The organism is Kitasatospora albolonga, from assembly GCF_039535905.1.
Lineage (GTDB): Bacteria > Actinomycetota > Actinomycetes > Streptomycetales > Streptomycetaceae > Kitasatospora > Kitasatospora albolonga.
In genome coordinates this window covers 20297-41457 of record NZ_BAAAYB010000132.1, presented here as the reverse complement: position 1 = coordinate 41457, position 21161 = coordinate 20297, and the positions used below count along the sequence as shown (strand labels likewise).

Here is a 21161-nt window from a genome sequence, read left to right as displayed (position 1 = left end):
CCTCTCACTCACGGAGTACCGATGTCGAACTTCTTCATCAGATAGCCATCGTAGTCAGTGCCGTCGACCTTGGCCTTGACCATCACGTAGTCCAGCTTTCCTGCCTTCCAAGCAGCCATGAGGTCCCTCGCCAGCGCCGCTTCCGTACCGTCGTCACCCTTCCGGTTCTTCATCTGCTCGATGATGGCCTTGAAGTAATCCGGGTGCCCCTGCATGACCTGACGACCGTTCAGAGCCCTTCGGTCTCCCAGGTCCGCCGACGGCGCCTTGGCTTCGACGACGACGTAGCCGCCGTCTTCACGCAACCAAATCTGATCGAAGCGGTTGTTGCCGTCCTTCCGGTCGTCCTTCCGGTCGGCACCGGGGTAGTTCTCCGGAATGGCGTGGAACTCCGCTACCTTGTCGCCGAGTTCCTCACCGGCCTTGCCCATCAGGTGGTGCGGTGTCTTGTGCTCCTCCTTGAGCCTTTCGTACTCGGCCTTCGCGGCTTCGTCGCTCTTGTCCTGCTCGTGCTTCTTCTTCGCCTCGTCCAGAGCGTCCTCGGCAACCCTGTCACGAGCAAGCGCCGCCTTGCGGTCCTCGATCGCCTTCTCGATCTTCTCGGCGCGCTCCCGGTCGGCGGGGACAGCGGAGCTCCGCTCGACCTGGGCGTCGTCGTGGTACTTCTCCGCAGCAGGCGGCGGGGCATCCTGCGCCGCTATCCACCTGTTGGGGTCCTTCGCCGGATAGTCCGGGTTCTGCCGGAGCTGGGGAATCTCGTTCCCGTTCTCGTCCTGCTTCCCGATCCGACGACGGTGCCCGTCCTTGCTGTAGTGCTCCTTGAACCACTCCGGATCGGCGTTGGCCTTCTCCACTTGCTTCCGAACGCGCTGACGCTCGGCTTCATCCGAATAGCGACCATCACCGGATTGGTCGTTGGAGGCATCCGGGTTTGCTCCGGCGGCTTCTTCGGGGGCGGTGCGGTCGTGGTCGGGGTTGTGGGTGGGGTCGGTGGTGTGGTGGTCGGGGGTGGTGGGGGTGCGGTTGGGGTCGAGGGGGATGGCGAAGACGCCGTTGTCGCCGTTGTGGAGGGGTTGGGGGCTTCGGCGGCCGGTCTGGGCGTCGATGTAGGTGATGGTGCCGTTGTGGTTGACGGCGTTCCAGGCGTGGGAGCGGCCGTCCTTGTCGGTGGTGATGATGACGGCTTGGGAGCCGTGGCCGCTGTTGCGGAGGGTGTCTTCGAGGCGGCGGTAGGCCTGGTCGCCGTTGCCCATGTCGTTGAAGCGGGCGCCGAGGGCGTTCTCGATGCGGTCGCGTCCGCCGCGTTCGCCGCGGTCGGAGGGGTTGCCGTTGGCGTCGGTGTCGGGGGTGCGGGAGGCGGCGGCGGTGGGGTGGCCGGAGTAGGTGTCGACCGTGGCGAGGGCGACGTCGACGCAGTTGTTGGTGCGGCCGGGGGCGTGGGGGTCGGTGCCGTTGACGGCGCCGGGCCAGTTGCCCTCGTTGGGGTCGGGGTGGCGGGTGGGGGTGCCGTCGGGGTTGCGGGGGACGGCGTCGTTGATGTGCCGGTTGTCGGCGGGTGAGGGGTCGTCGAGTCCGCCGGGGCTGCCCTGGGGGCGGTCCTCGGTGGCGGGGCGGTAGGGCTCCTTCGACGTGTGGCCGTCGTCGTCGGTGGTGCGGTGGGTGTTGTGGCCCTCGGGGTCCAGGCGGTTGCCGATGTCCGGCTTCCCGGGGTCGGTGTCGTGCGAACGGGGCGCGTCGGGGCGGGAGTTGTCGCCGTTGGGGTCGAGCCGGTTGCCTATGTCCGGGCGCGGGGTGCTGTCCGCCTTCGGCACCGTGTTCTGGCCGTCCGGGTTCAGCCGGTTGCCGAGGTCCGGGCGCGGCGCGCTGTCCGGCTTCGACGGGGTGCTGTTCTGGCCGTCAGGGTTGAGCCGGTTGCCCAGGTCCGGGCGCGGCGCACTGTCCGGCTTCGACGGCGCGGTGTTCTGCCCGTCCGGGTTGAGCCGGTTGCCCAGGTCCGGGCGCGGCGTGCTGTCCGGCCTCGGGGTGGTGTTCTGGCCGTCCGGGTTGAGGCGGTTGTTGATGTCGGCGGGGCGGGGGTTGGCGTAGGCGGCGCGCGGATCCGGGCGGGCGGGTCCGCGGTCGGCGGCCGGACGCGGCCCGAACGTCGGACCGTCGCTGTCGGGGCGGCGCTGCGAGGGCACCGGACCGGTCGGCGTGGCCGGGGCCTGCGGAGCGGTCGGGCGGGACGACGCCGGGGTGCTGGGCGTGGCCGCCTGCGGGGCGCCGACATGCGGAACGGCACCAGGCGCACCCGGAGTGCCGGGCGTGCCAGGGGTGTTGGGGGTGGGATCACCCGTGGGCACCGGACCCGGGCGGTGATCCGACGAGGACGGCGAGGGGGCGGTGGTGGTCGCACCCAGACCCGCGGTGTTCAACCTGGGTGTGCCGGCCGGGGAGGACGGGTCCGACGACGGGGTCGGGTTGGGGGTGGGGTCGTTGGCGAACGCGGTCCGCGGGTCCACCCGCGACGGCGCCGGCGCCGTGCCGTCGGGGCCCGGGGTGTGGGAGGGAGCCGGGGTGTGGGTGCGCGGGTCGGTGGCGGTGCCGGCGGGCTCGGACGGCGCGGTGCGCTCCGGAGCAGGCTGCTGCAGGGACGGCGTCGCAGCGTCCGGGCGGGTCACCGCGGGCTCCGGCGCGCTCTCGTGACGCGGCGTCGGAACATCCGCCGACGGCGTGTGGGCGGGCTGCGGCACCGGAGCCGCCTCCGAGGGGCGCACCGGCCCAAGCGTCGGCGCGGGCGACTCCTGCGACGGCCGCGACGGAGCCGGCGCCTCCTGCGCGGGCCGCGACGGAGCCGGATCGTGCTCAGGGGTACGCGACGGACCGTCGTTCGCGGCGGGACGCGTCGAACCCGAGTCGTGGTCAGGGGTACGCGACGGACCATCGTTCGCCGCCGGACGGGTCGAACCCGAGTCGTGGTCAGGGGTACGCGACGGACCATCGTTCGCCGCCGGACGGGTCGAACCCGAGTCGTGGTCAGGCGTGCGCGACGGACCATCGTTCGCCGCCGGACGGCTGGAGCCCGGATCGTGCTCAGGGGTACGCGACGGACCATCGTTCGCCGCCGGACGCGTCGAGCCAGGGTCGTGATCAGGCGTACGCGACGGACCATCGTTGCCGGCCGGACGCGTGGAGCCCGGGTCATGGTCAGGCGTGCGCGACGGACCATCGTTGGCGGCCGGCCGCGTCGAGCCCGGGTCATGGTCAGGCGTGCGGGTCGGGCCGGAGTTGTCCGGCGTCGAACGGCCCTCCGGCGCGGGGGTGTTGGTGCGCCCGGCCCCGTCGTCGTTGCGGGCCGGCGGCGTGCTGTGCTCCGGCGTCACCGGCGTGCGCGAGGGACCGTCCGTCGCCGCGTCCGGGCCCACCCGGGTACCGAACGGGTCCAACGCCGGCGACGGAGTCCGCGGCGAGGGAGACGAGTCACCACCCGGCTGCTGCGAAGGCGACGGCGTGTGGCTCGGCGCCGTGCTCGTCGGCGTCGGCGTCGGCGAACTGGTCGAGGACGGCCCCGAATCACGTGAGGTGGAGCCGTCCCCCGACGACGTGTTGGACGTGCTCGACGGACTCGAGGTGGACGAGGACGGCGAAGAGCTCGACGACGGCGTGGAGCTGGACGACGAAGGTGAACTGGTCGAGTTGGACGGGGAGTTCGACGTCGAGGACGGCGAGGTGTTGTTGCTGTTCGACGAACCCGCGTCGTTGTTGCCCGACCCCGGATCGTCACCACCACCGTTACGACCCGCCGCATTCTCCAGACCGTTGCGCGCATGCCGCCCCGCCCGCGAACCCAACCCGTCCCGCAACGACTCCGTGAACGTCTGCCCCGAGTTCTTCACCGCATCCTTGAACTCGTCCGCACCCGCCTTCCCCGTCCGCCCCAGGTCATACCCGTCCTGCGCACCGAAACCCTGGTTCACCGTCTGCGCGATCAAATCACTGATCATCGCCTGAACAGCCGAAACCACCGGCTCCTTCAACGTCTCCATGATCGCCTCGACCAGAGCCTGCCGAAGCTCCTTCAACAACCGCCGCACGATGGCCTTCGTCGCCAACGTCGCCCCGGCCGCCCCCAACTCCGACAACCCCAACGTGAACGGCGCAGCCGCCTGAGCGGCGATCAACTCCACCGCCAACGCCACCAACTGCGCGATCACCGCGATCTTGCACGTGATCACGATCACCGCGGCAGCATCGAACGCCGCCGCGATCAACCGCGCGGCCGTCGCCGCATCCGCCAGATACCCACCCCCACCACCCGAGAACTTCTCCCAGGTCTTACCGAACGCGTCGATCGAATCACCCGAGTTCGACGACAACACCCCGTTCGCCGCCGACGCACCCCGATAGTGCAACTCCTCCACCTGATCGGCGAAGTCACGCCACACCTGCGCCGACTCACGAAGCTTGTCCTCATTCGCCGTAGGCCAGTCAAAGCCCAGCATCTCGAGAACCCACTCGACGCTGTCCGGCAACATGAGCGCCATCTGGTCATTCCCCCTGCGGTGACGAAGACTTCAACTACGAGAACCACGCGAACTACGAACGGGCGGTGCAACGGCGGCGGCCGGGCCCGCCTCGGACCCGGCCGCGCACGCCGTGGGACGACGGTGCGTCAGTGGTGCGGACGGTAGAGCGCCTGGACCCGCTGGCCGACCGTGCCCTGCTTGCCCTCCATGGTGCGGAGGTCGTCGCTGGTCTGGCTCTCGTTGGCCTCGTGGGCGGCGGCCATGCCCTGGAGCTTCTGGCCGATCTCGCCGATGCGCTCGCCGAGCGACTGCATCGACTCCTTCATGCCGTCGCGCAGGCCTTCGTAGACGACGCCGAACTTCTCGCCCAGGTCGTCGTCGCCCCACGGCGGGGTGTCGCCCTTCTCCAGGGCCTCCAGCCGGCTGGAGAGGTTCTTCACCGCGGCGAGGAAGTCCTCGCCCATCCGGCCCATGTTCCTGCCCTCGGACCGGAGACTGTCCGGGTCCACCACGATCTGCTGTGCCATCTCGGCTCCCCCACTACACCTGTCTGATGACCCGTCCGGTCAGTTCACCGCTCACCGCTCACCGCTCACCGCGTACGGCCGCTCCGAGCGGACCGTTCAGCGCTGCTGCGCGCCGAACCCCCCGTGCTCCCACTCCTCGGGCTCGTCCGGTCCGAACTCCGCCTCGTAGTCCTCGCGGAGCTTGACCGCCCGAGCCTCCGAGGCCTCGCGGTCGGCCGGGCTGAGGTTCTCGGCGGCGGTGCGCATCTGCCCCAGCCGCTCCCCGATCGCGTTGAGGTAGCGGTCGGACTCGACCACCTCGCGCATGCCGACGCGGCCGCTGAGCACGTCCCTGGCCATCTGCTGGAGCTGCGGGCCGACGGAGTCGTTGTCAGCGAGGGTGCGCAGGGCGCGGTGCAACTCACGTGCCTGCGCGGGATTGTCGGCGACGTCGAGCAGTTCGTCGTCCGTGATCTCCGGAATGTCCCGGTCCGTGGCCATCGCCTGTCCCCCTGCCCCGTATGCATCTCCGCCGTGGTCCGTCCGGGCCAACTTCCCCGGCCGTCCACAGCATTGCCCATGAGATCATAATGTTTACTTCATGGCTGTACCCGTACCGTGCTCGTTCGGTCTCGACCTTGCAACGGGTAGCCTCGTCCCGGCTCGCGGCAGCGACACTTCGAAACCCCGGCCGACACAACGCCACCGGTCCCCTCAGGCGAGGAGTTCTCGTGATCACCCAGGAGCTTGCCCTCAGCACCGCCGACGCCTGGCTGAACAGCGGCGCCGACACCGCCGGGCTGCCCCGGCGCGAGGTCCGGCACCGGGAGTTCGACCTCGGCTGGGTGGTCTGGGCGGCGCCCGCGCCGCTGGAGCGGGACCCGGTCACCGGGCAGCGCCGGCCCCCGGCCGACCTCGGTGACGCCTGCGGCGTGGTCGACCGCTCCACCGGCCGGCTCTCGGTCTGGTCGTCCATCCCGGTGGACGAGGTCATCGAGGCGTACCGCGAGAGCAAGCGTCCGGCCACCGGCCCGGGCAACTCGCTGACCGCCGACTACACCGACACCGCCACCGGCCAGCCGGTCCGGATCGAGCTGACCGCCGCCCCCGGCCACCCGCCGGTGGAGCACCAGCTGCTGGCCGAGCTCCAGCGCCGCGGCGTCGCTCCCGAGGCGGTCACCGCGGTCCACACCGCGCTGTACCCGTCCACCCTCCCCGGTGGCTACCCGGCCGTCGTGCTGGAGCAGTTGCCGAACGCGGCCGTCAGCCACGACTTCCCGTACGGCATCACCGCCGACGAGCGCGCGCAGGGCGTCACCGCCCTCACCGAGCGCCTGCGCCCGACCCCGCGCCCGAACCGCACCCCCGCCCCGCAGCCCGGCTCGGTCGAGCCGGCCGAGGCGGTCCGCGACGTCGCCCTCGGCCGTCAACTCCCCACCGTCTTCGACCTGGTGACCCGGTACGACGCCGACGACCTGGCCGCCAGCGCGCTCCCGGACGCCACCCGCTCCACCCTCACCTGGGCCGGGCTGCCCAACGAGCTGCCGCTCTTCTTCACCGCAGACCAGGCCGACCGGCCCGCCCCCGGCGGGCTCTTCGCCGACCTGCGCACCCACCTGACGGCCGCCGGCTCCCCGATCGCGCCGGCCACCCTGGACGTGCTGGCGGGCTGGACCCGGATCGGCACCGACGGCCTGTGCGTGATCGCCGTCCAGACGGCCGGCGACGAGGCCGGCTCGGTCTGGGCCGTCCACCCGCGCACCGGCAGCGGACGGTTCGTCAACACCACCGTCGCCGCCTTCGACCGCAGCCTCGCCCTGCTCGCCACCGCCCGCCCGGCCCTGGCCGGGCTCGCCCCTGCCGAGGCGGGCGCCGCCCTGGCCGAGTTCCAGAACAGCCTGGCCGCCATCGACCAGGACGCCTTCCGCAAGGACACCACCTGGTGGTCGGTGGTGGTCGAGCAGATGTGGCACGGCCTGTTCTGACCCACCGCCGGGAACGACGACGGCGCCGGCCGGGAACCCTCCCGACCGGCGCCGCGCCACATCCGCCCCGCCCCGCCCCGCCCCCAGGGACCGTCAGACCGGGTGCCGCACCCAGACGTTCGGCTCCACGTAGACCGCCTGGTCGCGCTCCGCCTCGCACCGCACCGGCACCAGCGCCCCCGGCACCAGCACCTCCCCCGTCGCGTCGAACGGCAGGCCGGTCCACTCCCGCCACTCCGCCAGCGACCCGGCGATGGTCATCGAGACCGGCGCGACCCGCTCCACCGTCGCCCCGGCCCGCACGTGCACCCGCAGCCACGGGTCGTACGGCAGCCCGTCCTCCGCGCGCACCCGGAAGGCGTACTCCTCCATCGGCGTCCCCGGCTCGTGGTGCTTGGCGCTCGGCCGCACCGGGGCCACCACCTCGGCGTACCCGCGCGCCCGCGCCGCGTCCCGCATCGCACCGAGCACCACGCCCGACAGGCCCTTGCCCTGCAGGTCGGTCCGCACGGCGATCTCGATCGCGCTGACGGTGTCGGGCCGTTCGCCCCGGCGGTGACCGTTCACGGCCCAGAGCAGCACCTGGTCCCAGCCCCGGTCCGGCAGCCGGCCGTCCCGGCCCTCCCCGTGCAGCCGGAACGGCACGCTGTGGCCGCGCGCCACCAGCGCGCCCTCGGCGTCGGTGGCCACCACCACGTGCTCCGGGAAGAGCTCGGCGATCGTGCCCATCAGCGCGTTGGCCACCAGGTCGTGGTCCATGAACCGGGCCCAGGTGTCGGGCATCTCCCAGAGCCGCTCGCGCAGCTCGGGCCGCTCGGCCAGGGTGGTCACGGTCAGGTCGTCGTTCATGGGCCGCACCCTAACCAGCCGAACGCCTCCCCCGCACCGTGGTTTTCCCAGCTCACCACCGGTCAGGGGTGCATCCTGGCGCCCTTCAGCACCTTGTCCACCGCGTTGCGCGGCCCGTACATCGCGATCCCGACCAGATCCAGCTCCGCCGTGGCGACCGCCCGCACCGCGGCCCGGTTGTCCCGGTCGTTGCCGGTGGCGAACAGGTCCGAGGTGAACACCGCGAGCGGCAGCTCCCGCCCCAGCGCCCGCCCGTGCGCGGCCGTCAGCACCTCCTTGGTCCCCTCGAAGACCAGCACGGGCTGACGGAACATCGGCAGGTAGCCGGTCCCGTCCCCATCCCGGTACGGCTCCCCGATCACCTCGGGCACGGCCGTGCCCAGGCCGCTGACCAGGAAGGCCGTCACGTTCAGCCGCTGCCAGGGCTCCAGGTCCTCGCGCAGCAGGACCGCGATCTTGGTGTCGAAACGGACCGGCCCGGCCGCGGCGCTCTGCTCTTCGCTTCTCATGCACCGAGACTGCCCGGTCCCCGCCCACCCGGTCTTGTACGTTCTTGGCATGACGCCCGGTCAGGAGGTCTCCGCGTGGCGGCCGCCGGTGCCCGGCCTGGTCGAGGTCCTGCACGCGCGCTTCACCGAGCACCGCTACCCGATGCACGTCCACGACAGCTGGACCCTGCTGATCGTGGACGACGGCGCCGTCCAGTACGAGCTGGACCGCCACCGCCGCGGCACCCCGCTCGGCACCGTCAGCCTGCTCCCGCCGCACGTCCCCCACAACGGCGCCCCGGCCACCGCCGAGGGTTTCCGCAAGCGCGTCCTCTACCTCGACACCACCCAGCTGGACACCTCCCTCACCGGCCCCGCCGTGGACGGCCCCGACATCACCGACCCGCTCCTACGGGACCGCATCGGCCGCCTGCACACCGCCCTGGCCCGCCCCGGCGAGGAGCTGGAGGCGGAGAGCCGGCTCGCCCTGATCGCCGGCCGCCTGCGCACCCACCTGCGCCCGGACGCCCCCGAGGGGGCGCCACCGCCCCGGGGCCTCGCCCAGGACCTGCGCGACCTTCTGGACGCCGACCTGCTCGCCCCGCCCACCCTCGCCGAGGCCGGAAGGCTGCTGCACGCCCACCCCACCCACCTGGTCCGGGCGTTCGGGGCCGCCTTCGGGATCCCGCCGCACCAGTACCTGACGGCCCGCCGGATCGACCGCGCCCGCCGTCTGCTGCTCGCCGGACAGCCCCCGGCCGAGGTCGCCACCGCCGTCGGCTTCCACGACCAGCCCCACCTCAACCGGCACTTCCGGCGCTTCCTCGGCACCACCCCGGGCCGCTTCACCCGCCCGGCGGGTCCCGATTGCCCTCCCGGTCAGCCCGTCCGGGCCGACCTCGCCCTCCCGGCCGGGCAGACCTTCCCCGCCACGAGTACCTCCCCCACCGGTCCCGCCGCGCAGACCTCCCGCTGACCGCCCGCTGACCGCCCGCTGATCGCCCGACCGCGCGTCACTTCCCGGGCCACCCCAAACCGCCACGGTATGGTGCAAATCGCCGACCCCGTCGAGGTGCACCGTGCTCTGGCCGCTCTCCGCCCTGCTCGCCATCGTCCTGGTCACCCTGGCGCTCGGCTGGCTGGCCGACCAGATCCTCCAACGGGTGGCCCGCCGCCACCCCGAGTCACCCGTCTGGGCACTGCTGCGCCGCTGCCGCATCCCGCTCCAACTCGTGGTCTGCACAAGCCTCTTGCTGGCGGCACGGCCGATCGAGCGGATCTTCGACCTGGAGGGCGACGACACCCACCACACCGTCCTGCTCGCCCTGATGGCCTCGCTCGGCTGGCTCACCATCCGGGTGGTCGCCGCCGTCCTGGAGGCCTTCTTCCTCCGCTACCAGGCCGTCACCGACGAGCCCTACCGCGTCCAGCGGGTGCAGACCCAGCTCAGCCTGACCCGACGGGTCGTCAGCGCGCTGATCGCCGTGGTGACCGTCGCCGTCATGCTGCTGACCTTCCAGGCCATGCGCACCATCGGCGCCAGCCTGCTCGCCTCCGCCGGCATCCTCGGCATCGTGGCCGGCATCGCCGCCCAGAGCGCGCTCGGCAACTTCTTCGCCGGCCTGCAGATCGCCTTCGGCGACACCGTCCGGATCGGCGACACGGTGGTGGTCGAGACCCAGCAGGGCACGGTGGAGGAGATCACCCTCTCCTACCTGGTGATCCGCCTCTGGGACTACCGCCGCCTGATCGTCCCGACCTCCTACTTCGTCAGCAAGCCCTTCGAGAACTGGACCCGCAAGGACCCGGGCCTGCTCGGCGCCGTCCTGCTCCACCTCGACCACACCACGCCCGTGCCCGAACTCCGCACCGTGCTCAAGGAGTTCCTCGCCACCAACCCGCTCTGGGACTCCACCGAGTGGGCCCTCCAGGTCACCGACACCACCCCGAGCACCATCGTCGTCCGGGCCACCATGACCGCCCGCACCCCGGACGACGTCGCCGTCCTCCGCTTCGAGGTCCGCGAACACCTGGTCGCCCACCTCCGCGACCACCACCCCACCGCCCTCCCCCGCATCCGCACGGGAGAGGGCGGCCGGGGGCGGCCCGGCCCGGTCACGCCAGGTTGATCTCGATCAGCTGGATCTGGTCGCCGACCCGCACCGCCTTGCGCAGCACCTTCCCGCCGAAGCCGTCCAGGTTCCCGGACATCGGCCGCCTGCCGAGCGCGTGGTCGATCTCCCGCAGCTGGAAGTGCAGCAACCGCTCCTGGGGGATCTGGCCGTTGAGGCCGAACGCCGGGACGTCCCGGTTCTGCGCCGACACGCCGTTGTCCGGTGAGATCTGCTCCAGGGTGTCCATCTCGTGCTCGCCGGGCGGCAGGATGACGGTCACCCAGGAGTCCGGATGGTCGAGGCCGCCCTGCGTTCCCATGGTCACCAGCGGATCGCGCCTGACTCCCGAGTACCAGAGCGAGGACTCGCCCCCCAGCCACAGCGGGATGTTGGACATGCCGACGTTCTCGAAGTTGCTGACCGTGTTGTTGACGCCCTGTTGGGTGTGGCCGAACTCGGTCTGCCAGATCTTGCTGTTCTCCGGATGGGCCGGATCGCCGCCGCGCCCGGTGTCGTTCGGGTTCTGGATCCGGACGATGCAGTCCTGGAAGTGCACCGTGCGGTCGGGCGCGGCCGTGACCGGCCAGTAGTCCTCCTCCCCCGGTTGGAGCTGCGTCGCCCCCGGCGGCACCTCCGGTCCGGGATTCTGGTCCTGGCCCGCTGCCGGGTTGTCCGCCATGCCCGGCCGGTCCGGGGCGGTCCGGTGCTGTCCCGGGGCGTGCTCCTGGCCGACGGGTGCGCGCGCGGGGTCCAGCAGGATCGCGAAGACGCCCTGCGGGCCGGCGTACCCGTCGCCGGGACGCCGGTGCAGGTCCGGTCCGTGCTGCCCGGTCTGCCCGTCGACGTAGACGATCCTGCCGTTCTGGTTCACCGCGTTCCAGGAGTGCGCCCGCTGGTCGTCGTCCACCGTGATGATGACCGCCTGCGAGCCGTGGCCCTGCGCGGTGAGCCGCTGCTCCAGCCGCTCGAACGCCTCGCGGCCGTTGCCCAGGTCGGAGAACTCGGCACCGAGCGCGGTCTCGATCCGCTGCCGGCCACCCGCCTCGCCCAGGGCGGACGGCTGCCCGTCCGCCTCCGGCGTGCGCGCACCCGCGGCGGCGGGGTGCCCCGAGTAGGTGTCCACCACGGCGAGCGTGGTGTCGACGCAGTTGGTGCTCCGCCCGGGCAGGTGGCTGCCGTCGCCGTTGATCCGGGAGGGCCAGTCGCCGTCCGCGGGATCGGGGTGGCGCTTCGGGACGCCGCCCTCGTGCGGCACCGCGTTCCGGATGCGTGCCTGGTCCTCGTCCGAGGGGCCGAGCAGTCCGCCCTCGCCGCCGACCGGACGGTTGCCGGTGGCCGGCCGGTAGGACTCGCCGCCCTCGGGTGCCGGGAGCGGCCCCGGCCTGTCGTGCGCCGGCTCGATGTCCAGGCGCAGGTGGTAGTTGGTGCCGTCCCTGATCACCATCACCTGGGAGATGGCGAGTTGATCGCCGCTCATGCCGTTGTACTGCTTGACGATGTTGTTGGTCGACTTGCCGTTGTCGGTCGTCAGCACCTGGGTGAAGACCGGGTCGCCCTTGCGACCGACCAGGGTCGTGGGCAGCTTCTCCCGGACGTCCTTCAAGGCCTCCGGCCGGACGACCTCCTCCAGCTTCTTGCCCTTCATCGCCTCGGCGAGCGTCTGGCCGGCGTCCATCTTGGCGATCACGTCGGGGCTGAGGACGCTCTCCCGGCCGTGGGCGTTCACCTCCTGCCGGATCACCGGCTCGTTGACCAGGAGGTCGAGGGTGGCCTTGGCGGGCCCGCCGGAGATGTTCTGCCGGTAGATCGAGTCCGGCATCGTGGACGGGCCGTTCTGGTGCAGCGTCCCCAGGGCGGTGGCCGCCTGCTTGCGGTCGCCGGATGCGGCGGCCTGCCACTGCGTCAGGAACGCCTCGCTCGCGAAGTACGGGGCCTCCTTCCCCGCCGGGTACATGACGTTGCCGTCCTCGTCGAGGAGCACGTTGCCGTCCTTGTCGCGGACCACCTTGCCGTCGTAGCGGTAGGTCTCCATCGCGACCGCGAACGACTTGCCGTCCTTGAAGCCGAACGCCGTCGCGAACCGCCCGCCCGCGATCGGCCGGCCCGCCGCCGCGTTCTCGGTCGAGGTCTCGTAGTCCGTGGACTGCTGCTCGATGCCGAAGATCGTGGCGCCCGAGAAGAGCTTGGTCGGGTCGGTCTTCAGGACCGGGAGGTTCTGCTCCTTGACCGTGTAGAGCTCGGGCTCACCCATGCTGTCGAAGTAGTCGGTCATCCGCTGGCTCGGCGGAACGTCCTTCAACGCCCGCGGTGCGGGAGCGGGCGTCCCGGTGTCCGTGGTGCCCCCGGTGTCCGAAACGTCCGTCTCCGGCGAGCCGAACGAACCGCCGGCGACCGGCTCGACCTCGAACCGGAGGCTGAGGTTGCCGCTGGTGTCACGCCCGATCGTGATGGCGGTGATCTCCGCGCGGTGCTCCGGCTTCATCAGGTTGAAGTCGCTGACGACGGCACCGGTGGTCTTGCCGTTCACGGTCTTGCCCAGGATCTCCTGGAAGCCCGTCTGATCCGGCGTCATCCTGACCAGCAGCGGCCTTCCGCCCTCCTGGCGCGCCGGGGGGTTCGCCTCGTTCCACCGGTCACGGGCGGACGCCCGCCCGTCGACCCACTGCTTCCACTCCGTCAGCTTCTCCCGGTCGGCCGGGGTGCTCTGGTCGAGCCGGTCCTGCCAGTCCTGCCCCCAGTGGATGCCCTGCTCCTTCTGCCGTTCGAGCCACCCCTCCCGCTCGCCCCGGCGCGTGAACGGGGCCGCCGGTTCGGGCGTCACGTTCCCGCCGCCGGCCAGGGCGTCCTGCAAGGCGTTCTTCGCCAGCTGGCCCGAGACGTTCTGCCGGTAGATGTTCGCGGGGAGGGAGTCGGGGATCTCCAGGGTCGACGGGTTCTCCAGCCGGCGCCGGACGTCCTTGTCCGACCGGCCGCCGGGGTGCACGGCCGCCCACTGGGTGAAGAAGCCGTCACTGGCGAAGTAGGACTTGTCGCCCGCCGCCTTGTAGTTCTCCATCATCAGCGCGGAACCGCGCCCGTCGGCGTCGAAGCCGTACGCGTTGGTGAACTGGGCGCCCTTCTTCGGCGCGCCGTCGGAGGTGCTGCCCTCCTTCTGCTCGAAGTCGCTGGTCTGCTGCTCGACCTGGTGGTACTTGAGCGGCGCGGACCCGCCGTCCTGCAGGAAGCCGTTGACCAGCTTCGAGTTCGGGAAGGTGCTGTGGTCGGCGTACCCGCCCTCCATCAGCCCGGCGAGGGTGGACACCCGGGCGCGGACCGCCGCCTGCACCTCTGCCGGGGTGCGGGTGTCGTTGGCACCGAAGTGCTCGCGGAACTCCGGGTCGGGCGTCATGCCCGGCAGCGTCTGCTCCCGGCCGTCGACGGCCGAGGCCCAGACCTTCCAGTCGCCTGCGCGCCGGTCCGGCAGGGCGCCCGGCTCGGCGGGCCAGGAGGTCTTCTTGCTGGTGTCGACCCAGTGCGGCCCGCCCGGCTTGCCGTCCTGCGGGGGCAGGTTGACCAGCGCGAGGGCATGGCCCTCCGCGCCCTCCTTGCCCACCATGACGGTGGCGAAGGCACCGGGGCCGCCCTGCTTCACCTTGTCGATCAGGGAGTCGACGGCCGGCTGGCCCGTGCCGAACAGGTGCGGGACGTCGTGACGCTTGTTCAGCATCGAGGCCACGCCCAGCTCCGCCTCGCCGGTGAAGGTCTGCCCCGAGGGGCGCGGGCGGCCGAAATGGGTGTCGCGGTACGCCTCGACGCCCTCCAGGCAGTTGTGCAGGTCGCTGCCGGGACGGAACCCGGGCGGCGGCGTCACCGGCACCTTGTGCGGGTCCACCAGGCCGAGCAGTTCCTTGGTCGGCTGCGGGAACTTCGCGCCCTGGGTGTGCTGCGCCAGGGCGTCGTACTGCGCGTCACTGGCCGGCAGGTAGCCGCGGCCCATCAGCACGGCGTCGCTGTTCTCGTACGCCGGGGTGCGCCGCCACTTGTCCGGGGTCTCGTCCGGTTCCTCGTCCCGGCCGCGCTTGCGGCCGGTGCCGTTCCCGTGCCCCGGCGCCGGCTGGTCCGGCGGGGGCGTCCCGTCCGACGGGGAGGCCGGTGCCTTGGGCAGCGACCCGTCGGGGACCGCGGTGGGCGTCACCCGGCCGAGGACCGGCGGCGTCTGGCCCGGCGAGCCGAAGCCCGCGGCGGGCGGCACCTGGCCCTGGCCCGCCGGTGCGGCATCGGGCGTCGTCACCGGCGCCTCCTGCTGCACGTCGAGCCGCAGGTGGAAGCTGCCGTTGGCCTCCCGGATCACGGTGACCCGGCTGATCTCCATCCGCTCGCCCTCGCGGCGGCCGGCCACGTCGTTGAACTGGTCGACGATCTGCTTGGTGCTGGAGCCGTTCTGGGTCTCCGTCAGGAGGCGGGCGGCCTGCTCCGGGGTCGCCACGCGGTTGTACGGCCCCGCGTCCGGACCCATGATCGCGACGAGGGCGGCCTTCGCCGGGGTGCCCGAGATGTTCTGCCGGTAGATCGAGTCCGGCAGACCGGACGGCACCGCCACCGGCTGCTTCCCGAGCTGCTTCGCCACGTCCTTCTGCTTGATCCCGTCCGCCCCGTTCTGCTGCGCCAGGGCGTCCACGGCCTGCCACTGCGTCAGGAACACGTCGCTGGCGAAGTACGGCACGCCGTCCTTGATCCGGACGTTGTTCGCGTCCTTCTCCCCGTTGTAGCGGTAGCTCTCGACCGCGACGGCGAAGCTGCGCCCGTCGTCGGTGTACCCGAACGCGGTCTTGAACTTCGCCCCGGCCAACGGCGCCTGGCTCTCCGGGCTGGTCGGGTGCGGCACGTAGCCGTCGGAGGTCATCTCGACGTCGAACATCGAGACCACCGTCGACGTGTCCATCGAGCTGTCGGCCTTCAGCGCGAAGACGTTCTCCGGCCGCTTGACCACCATCACGTCGGTCTCGTCGACCCGGCCGAGGTAGCCGTTCATCCGACCGTGCGCCTTGTCCCCCTTCGCGCTCCGGTCCGGGGACCCGAAGCCGGAGACCTGCTCGGTCGAGGTCGACCGGGGCGCGCCGTCCCCCTCGGCCGGAGCCGGAGCGGCCGGTGCGGTCTTGTCGACGTCGAAGCGCAACTGGTAGTTGCCCTGGGCGTCCTGGAGCACCGCCACGCGCTTGATGCTGTTCTGCTGCTGCCGCATCCCGTTGAACTGCTCGACGATCCGCTTCGTCGAGTCGCCGTTGTCGGTCGCGATGATCTTCGCGTAGGCGGAGCTGCCCGCCGGGAAGGTCTGCGGCGGTACGGCCCCGCCCAACGCGTCCTTGATCAGCGCCTTCGCGTCGTCACTGGAGACGTTCTGACGGTAGATCGAGTCCGGCAGGGTGAGCGGACCGTCGCCGCTCGGCTGCCCGAGGTTCTGCTTGACCGAGCCCCGGTCCCCGTTCGCGCCCGCCAGTTCGACGGCCTGCCACTGCGCCAGGAACGCGTCGGTCGCCCGGTACGGCGGCTTGCCGGCCCCGTTGGCCCGGTAGTTCTCGATCGCGACCGCGAAGGTCGAGCCGTCCTCCTTGAACCCGAAGGCGTTGTAGAACTTCCCACCCGCCACGGGGCGCCCGGCCGAGGCGCTGCCCTCCGCCGTCGCGTAGTCGTGCGACTGGTGGCTGACCCCGAACACCTTGCTGATCGGCTGCCCGCCCGACTCCGTGTCGAGCGTGACCGCCGGCATCCTGGCGGGGTTGACCGTACCGATCTCGACCTCGGCCCGGCTGGCCTTCGGGCGCGACTGGCTCATCAGCTCGTCGAACTGCTGCATCCGCAGCGGCGCACCGGGGTCCGGGTTCACCGGCCGCGCCACGGGCGCCGGCGCGTCGGACGTGCCCGTGTCCTCGGGCGCGGGCGAGCCGAACGAGCCCCTGGCCCTCGGCGCGGCGGAGTCAGTCGAGCCCGCGTCCCGGTCGGTGGACGAGGACTGGTCCGGGAGTGCGCGGTCCTTCGGCGCCGACGAACCCCGGGAGTCGCCGCTCTCCGGAGCGTCCTGCGGAGCGGAGCGGGAGGCGTCACCCCCCTGGTGGACCGCCAGGGGCTGCCTGGAGTTCTCGATGTCGAACCGCATCTGGAAGTTGGTGCCGTCGAGCGTCACCACCACCTTCTTGATCTCGGCCACCGAGGTGGTGTCCCGACCGCCGGCGGCCGCCTGATCCGCACTCATCCGGTTGAACTGGTCGACGATGCCCTTGGTCGACCCGCCGTTGACCGTGCTCATCACACCGGCGAAGCCGGCGGAGTCGAGCGGGATGTCAGCCCGGGTCCCGGCCGCCGCCTTGACCTCGGCGAGGTACTCGGGCGCGACGAAGTCCTCGAGTTTCTTGCCCCTGACCACGTCGATCGGGCTCTTGTCGCCCTTCTGCTTGCCCCCCTTGGGCGTGCCGATCTCCGCCGAGGTCTCGGGGGTCAGCAGGGCCTCGACCTTCAGCCCGTGCTTGGTGGCCACCTGCTCGACGGCGTGCATGTCCAGCACGGCGCCGAGCGTCTTCTTGGCGTCGTCACCCGAGATGTTCTGCCGGAAGACGTGCTGCGGGAACGCGTCGGGGAACGGGGTGTCCGGGTCGCCGAACCGGGTCTCGACGTTCTCGTCGAACTTGCTGTTCTGCCTGGCACCGCTGACGGCCTGCCACTGCGCCAGGAACACGTCGCTGGCGAAGTAGTCCGGTGCCGGCCAGACCTTGTCGAAGTCCTTGTCCTTGTTCTTGCCGTCGTGCCGGTAGCTCTCCATCGCCACCGCGAAGGTCTCGCCGTTCACCTCTCCGAAGGCGGCCTGGAAGTGGCTGCCGCGCACCGGTCGGCTGGCCGACGCCGACTCTCCGGTCGGCATCTTGAAGTCACCGCTGACCTGGTCGATGTCCACCACGTACTTCGCCGTCGAGAGGTCGAAGTCCGGATCGGCCTTGATGGCGGGAAGCGAGTTGGCCACCCGGTTGGGCCTGACCACCATGAAGGTGCTCGACCCCTCCAGGTCCACCGAGTCGTCGCCCTCCTGCACCGTCACCGACTCGAGGTCGCTCTTGAAGTTGTCCATCCGCTCCGCCGGCGGGACGTCGGCGAGCCTGCGAACGGGCGTGGCGGCGTTCGGGACGGGCTCCGGCCGGGTGACCGTGCCCTCCTCCGGGGACGGGGCCTGCTGCTCGGGCCTGCCGGTGAACCCGGTGTTGGCCGGGTTGGTCGGCAGTGCGGTGACCGGATTCTCGGGTCGCGCGGTCGTCGACGTCGGCGTCGGTGTCGGCTGCGGCGTGACCGGACGCGGGCCCGGCTGCGGGCCCGGCTGCGCCGGGGCACCGGCCGTACCCGGCGGGACGGCACCGGAGGTCGGGGCGGCGGCCGGCGCGGCCTCCGGAGCGACCTGGGTGGACGTGAACTCCCCCTGCTGGTTGGACGAGTGACTCTGGGTCGGCATGGTGCGCGGGGTGGATCCCATACCGCTGACCCGGGTGCCGGACGTCTGGTCCGACTGCTCGGACTCCGGACGCTGGTGCGGCACACCTGCCGGCGGGCCGTCGGAGCTGGGAACGGTCCGCGGTGTGGGCGCCGGCGTCGTGTCGGAGTCGTGGGTGGGCGTGGGGGTGGGCGTGGGCGTGGGCGTCGGGGTGTGGTCCGGGGCGCTGCGCTGGGTGGGCGGCTCGTAGGGCGCGAGTTGGGGCGCGGCCTCGTGGCGGGGGGTGGTGCTCGGGCCCTGGTACGGGGCGGTGTCCGGGGTCGGGGTGGTGGTGTTGGCGGTGTGGCCGGCGGTCGAGAAGGTCCGTGGGTTGTCCTCGGAGAAACCACGCGGGGTCGGGCCGCTGTCCGGCCTGGAGCCCGTGTCCGGGTCAGCGCCCTCGGCGTACGGCTGCCGGATGCGGTGCCCATCGCTGCCCATCGGCGACAGGTGCTGGTCGGGGTCGGCCCCCTCGGCGTAGGGCTGCCGGATGTGGTGCCCATCGCTGCCGATCGGCGACAGGTTGTCCGGCTTGGAGCCCGCGTCCGGGTCGGCGCCCTCTGCGTACGGCTGCCGGATGTGGTGCCCGTCGCTGCCGATCGGCGACAGGTTCTCCGGCTTGGGCGCGGCGTTGGTGTCCGGCTTCGAGCTGCTGCTGTCCGGCTTGCCCGGGCCGTCGGAGCCTGATCCGTTCTGACCGTTCGAGTCCGAGGAGTTGGAGGAGCCGTTGCCCGAAGTCCCGCTGTTCGAGGAGCCGTTGCCGCTCGTCGAGTTTCCGTTTGAGCTCGTGTTGCCGGAGCCGCCCATGCTGGGGGCGTCGACGCCGGGGCCGTCCGCACCACCACCGGTGAAGTCGGAGGCGTTGGGGATGTCCGAGGAGTTGAACTTGCCCTTGAGGGCGCCCGCACCGCGGTGAATGGCGGGGCCGGCACCGCCGCTGAGCGCGGAGCCGCCGAGCTGGCCCGCGTCGACCTCGCCGGTGAGGGCGAACTGCGTGAACGCGTCCGCACCGACGTCGGTGATCGCGCCCTCGACCATCTGGGCCGGGAGCCGGTCCATGTTCTTGCCGATGAGCTTGTTGCCGGCCGCGCCGAGGCCCTTGCCCAGCACGCCACCGGCCGCGCCGCCGATGGCGCCACCAGCGGCGCTCATCCCGAGCTCCTTGCCGTCCAACTCCTTGCGGTTGCCCGCCGCGAGCTGGATCGACTGGGCGAGCAGGTTGATGGCGACCTCCTGGAAGGCCTCCTTCAACGCCAGGATGATGATCTCCTTGGCCAGCTTCTTCAGGATCTGCTGGACCGTCAGCTTGCTCGCCGTGATCGCCGCCGGGATCGCCGCCAACGACGCACCCGCCGTCACCGGCGCGGCCGCCTCCGCCGTCGCGATCTCGTAGGCCAGGATGCCCAGTTGGGCCACGATCGAGATCTTCGCCGTCTCGGTCGAGTTGGCCATCGCCTCCAGGCTGTCCGCCATCGAGTTGCAGGCCTTCACCATGCCGGGGAAGAAGCCGGGCTTCTTCCCGTCGGCGGGGAGGGTGAGCGTCTCCCACTTCTTCGACAACTCGTCCATGGCGGCGCCCTGCTGGCCGTCCAGCGCACGCTTCATCGCCGAGTCGGCGGCTCGGCCGCCCTCTTCGATCGTCTCGGCGGCGGACCGCCAACGGCGGGCCATGTCCCGCATCAGGTCCTCGTCGCCCTCGGGCCAACGGGAACCGGCGAGCAGCATCAGGACCCACTGCAGGGGCTCGGGGAGTTCGACAGCCATGGTGGGTCAGTGCCTTCCGTTGTACTTGCCGCCGGCGATGTCGCGGTGCAGCAGGTCCTGCTGACCGGTGCCGGGGGAGGGGGAGCTCGGGCTTTCCCATGCCGGTGAGGCTGAACTGCTCGGCGTTCTCGTAGCCGTCGGCCATGCCCTTGAGGCGCTTCCCGATCGTTTCGAGGACCTGGGGGAGGGCCTCCAGGCCCTCCAGCACGTCCTTCTCGTTGGCGAGGTAACCGGGCTCGCCGTCCTCGCCGTTGGCGAAGGACTTCCCGTCGTCGTCGTTGCCCCAGGGCGAGTTGCCGCGCATGCCGCTGAGGTAGCCGTTCATGCTGGTGAAGAGCTCCTTGAGGTCGTCCGCGACCCCGAGCACCGGGCCGGAGGCGGCCCGCAGCTGCTCGGGCACGATCCGGAAGCCACCGGCCATCGCCGAACCGACGGACGGCGACGGGGAGCCCTTGCTCCGCGCCTGCATGGCGGGGGTGCCTTCGCCGCCCACCTTCATCGCGGGAGTCGTCCCGTCGGGCGACTCCGCCGGCACGGCGGCGGTACCCTCGCCACCCACCTTCATCGCAGGAGTCGTCCCGTCAGGGGACACCGCCGGCACGGCGGCGCTGCCCGTACCCCCCACCTTCATCGCGGGAGTCGTCCCGTCGGGCGCCACCGCACGCTCGGCGGGAACGGTTCCGTCGAGCGGGACGCCGGTGCTCTTCGGCACGGCCTGCGTGAACTCCGGCGAACCGGCCGGGACCCCCGCACTCGCGGCCCCACTCGCGGGCACCGCCTGCGTGACCTCGCCCGCCCCCGCCTGCACGGCCTGGGTGTACGCGGGCGATCCGGCGACCGGCACACCGGCACTCGCCCGCACCGCCTCCGTGAACCCCGGCGAACCAGCCCCACCCGCCTGCACCGCCTCGGTGAACGCAGGCGAACCAGCCACCGGCACACCGGCACTCGCCCGCACCGCCTCCGTGAACCCCGGCGAACCAGCCCCACCCGCCTGCACCGCCTCGGTGAACGCAGGCGAACCAGCCACCGGCACACCGGCACTCGCCCGCACCGCCTCCGTGAACTCGGCGTTCCCCGCCGGGATGCCCGAACTCGCGGGCATGGCCTGGGTGTACGCAGGCGTACCCGCCACCGCCGCCTCGCCGCCCAGCGGCACGCCCGTGCTCGCCCGCACCGCTTCGGTGTACTCCGGCGACGCCCCGCCACGCGGCACACCGGCACTGGCCGGAATCGCCTCCGTGTAGGCGGCGGCCGTCTGCGCCGGCATCGTCGTGCCGAACGGATCCGTCCCGCTCATCGCCCGCATGACGCCGGGCTCGTAGACCGCCTCCGCCGGGAACGTGCCCTCCACCGGCCGGCCGACGGTGCCGCCGACCCGCGGCTCGTACTGGGCGGCCACGGTCTCGCCGCCGCCCCACAAGGGCGCCGCGTCCGGCTGCATCCGTTGCTGCGCCGGGA

The 21161-nt window shown here is 71.9% G+C and carries 10 protein-coding genes; 4 read left to right on the top strand and 6 right to left on the bottom strand.

Annotation, left to right across the window (positions count from 1 at the left end):
• Nucleotides 1-8: 8 nt before the first annotated feature.
• The 3 genes from ABD946_RS31995 to ABD946_RS31985 all read right to left on the bottom strand — a co-directional run bounded on the left by ABD946_RS31995 (nt 9) and on the right by ABD946_RS31985 (nt 5512).
• Nucleotides 9-4523, bottom strand: coding sequence for a toxin glutamine deamidase domain-containing protein (locus ABD946_RS31995; protein ID WP_345289112.1), 4515 nt, complete (start codon nt 4521-4523; stop codon nt 9-11).
• Between the two features lie 128 nt (nt 4524-4651).
• A complete protein-coding gene (locus ABD946_RS31990; protein ID WP_345289111.1) occupies nt 4652-5032 on the bottom strand; it encodes a hypothetical protein in 381 nt (126 codons plus the stop codon).
• Between the two features lie 96 nt (nt 5033-5128).
• Complete coding sequence (locus ABD946_RS31985; RefSeq protein ID WP_345289109.1) at nt 5129-5512, bottom strand: hypothetical protein; 384 nt, start codon at nt 5510-5512, stop codon at nt 5129-5131.
• A 230-nt stretch (nt 5513-5742) separates the two neighbouring features.
• On the opposite strand from ABD946_RS31985, the gene ABD946_RS31980 reads away from it, so the two are divergent.
• Entirely contained in the window at nt 5743-6996 is a 1254-nt protein-coding gene (locus tag ABD946_RS31980; RefSeq protein ID WP_345289108.1) for an SUKH-4 family immunity protein, read from the top strand.
• 93 nt (nt 6997-7089) lie between these two features.
• On the opposite strand, the gene ABD946_RS31975 is transcribed toward ABD946_RS31980, so the two are convergent.
• Both ABD946_RS31975 and ABD946_RS31970 read right to left on the bottom strand, forming a co-directional pair.
• A complete protein-coding gene (locus tag ABD946_RS31975) occupies nt 7090-7845 on the bottom strand; it encodes an N-acetyltransferase (protein ID WP_345289106.1) in 756 nt (251 codons plus the stop codon).
• 62 nt (nt 7846-7907) lie between these two features.
• Nucleotides 7908-8354 (bottom strand): DUF2000 family protein, encoded by a 447-nt coding sequence (locus ABD946_RS31970; protein ID WP_345289105.1) that lies wholly within the window; start codon nt 8352-8354, stop codon nt 7908-7910.
• Between the two features lie 49 nt (nt 8355-8403).
• On the opposite strand from ABD946_RS31970, the gene ABD946_RS31965 reads away from it, so the two are divergent.
• A complete protein-coding gene (locus ABD946_RS31965; RefSeq protein ID WP_345289104.1) occupies nt 8404-9309 on the top strand; it encodes a helix-turn-helix transcriptional regulator in 906 nt (301 codons plus the stop codon).
• Between the two features lie 103 nt (nt 9310-9412).
• Nucleotides 9413-10462 (top strand): mechanosensitive ion channel family protein, encoded by a 1050-nt coding sequence (locus ABD946_RS31960; protein ID WP_345289103.1) that lies wholly within the window; start codon nt 9413-9415, stop codon nt 10460-10462.
• Here ABD946_RS31960 and ABD946_RS31955 read toward each other — a convergent pair.
• Nucleotides 10449-19700 carry a toxin glutamine deamidase domain-containing protein gene (locus ABD946_RS31955; RefSeq protein ID WP_345289102.1) on the bottom strand — a complete coding sequence of 3084 codons (9252 nt, stop codon included), beginning with the start codon at nt 19698-19700 and terminating at the stop codon, nt 10449-10451. The genes ABD946_RS31960 and ABD946_RS31955 overlap by 14 nt on opposite strands.
• 323 nt (nt 19701-20023) lie before the next feature.
• On the opposite strand from ABD946_RS31955, the gene ABD946_RS31950 reads away from it, so the two are divergent.
• Nucleotides 20024-20947 (top strand): hypothetical protein, encoded by a 924-nt coding sequence (locus ABD946_RS31950; RefSeq protein ID WP_345289100.1) that lies wholly within the window; start codon nt 20024-20026, stop codon nt 20945-20947.
• Nucleotides 20948-21161: the final 214 nt, after the last annotated feature.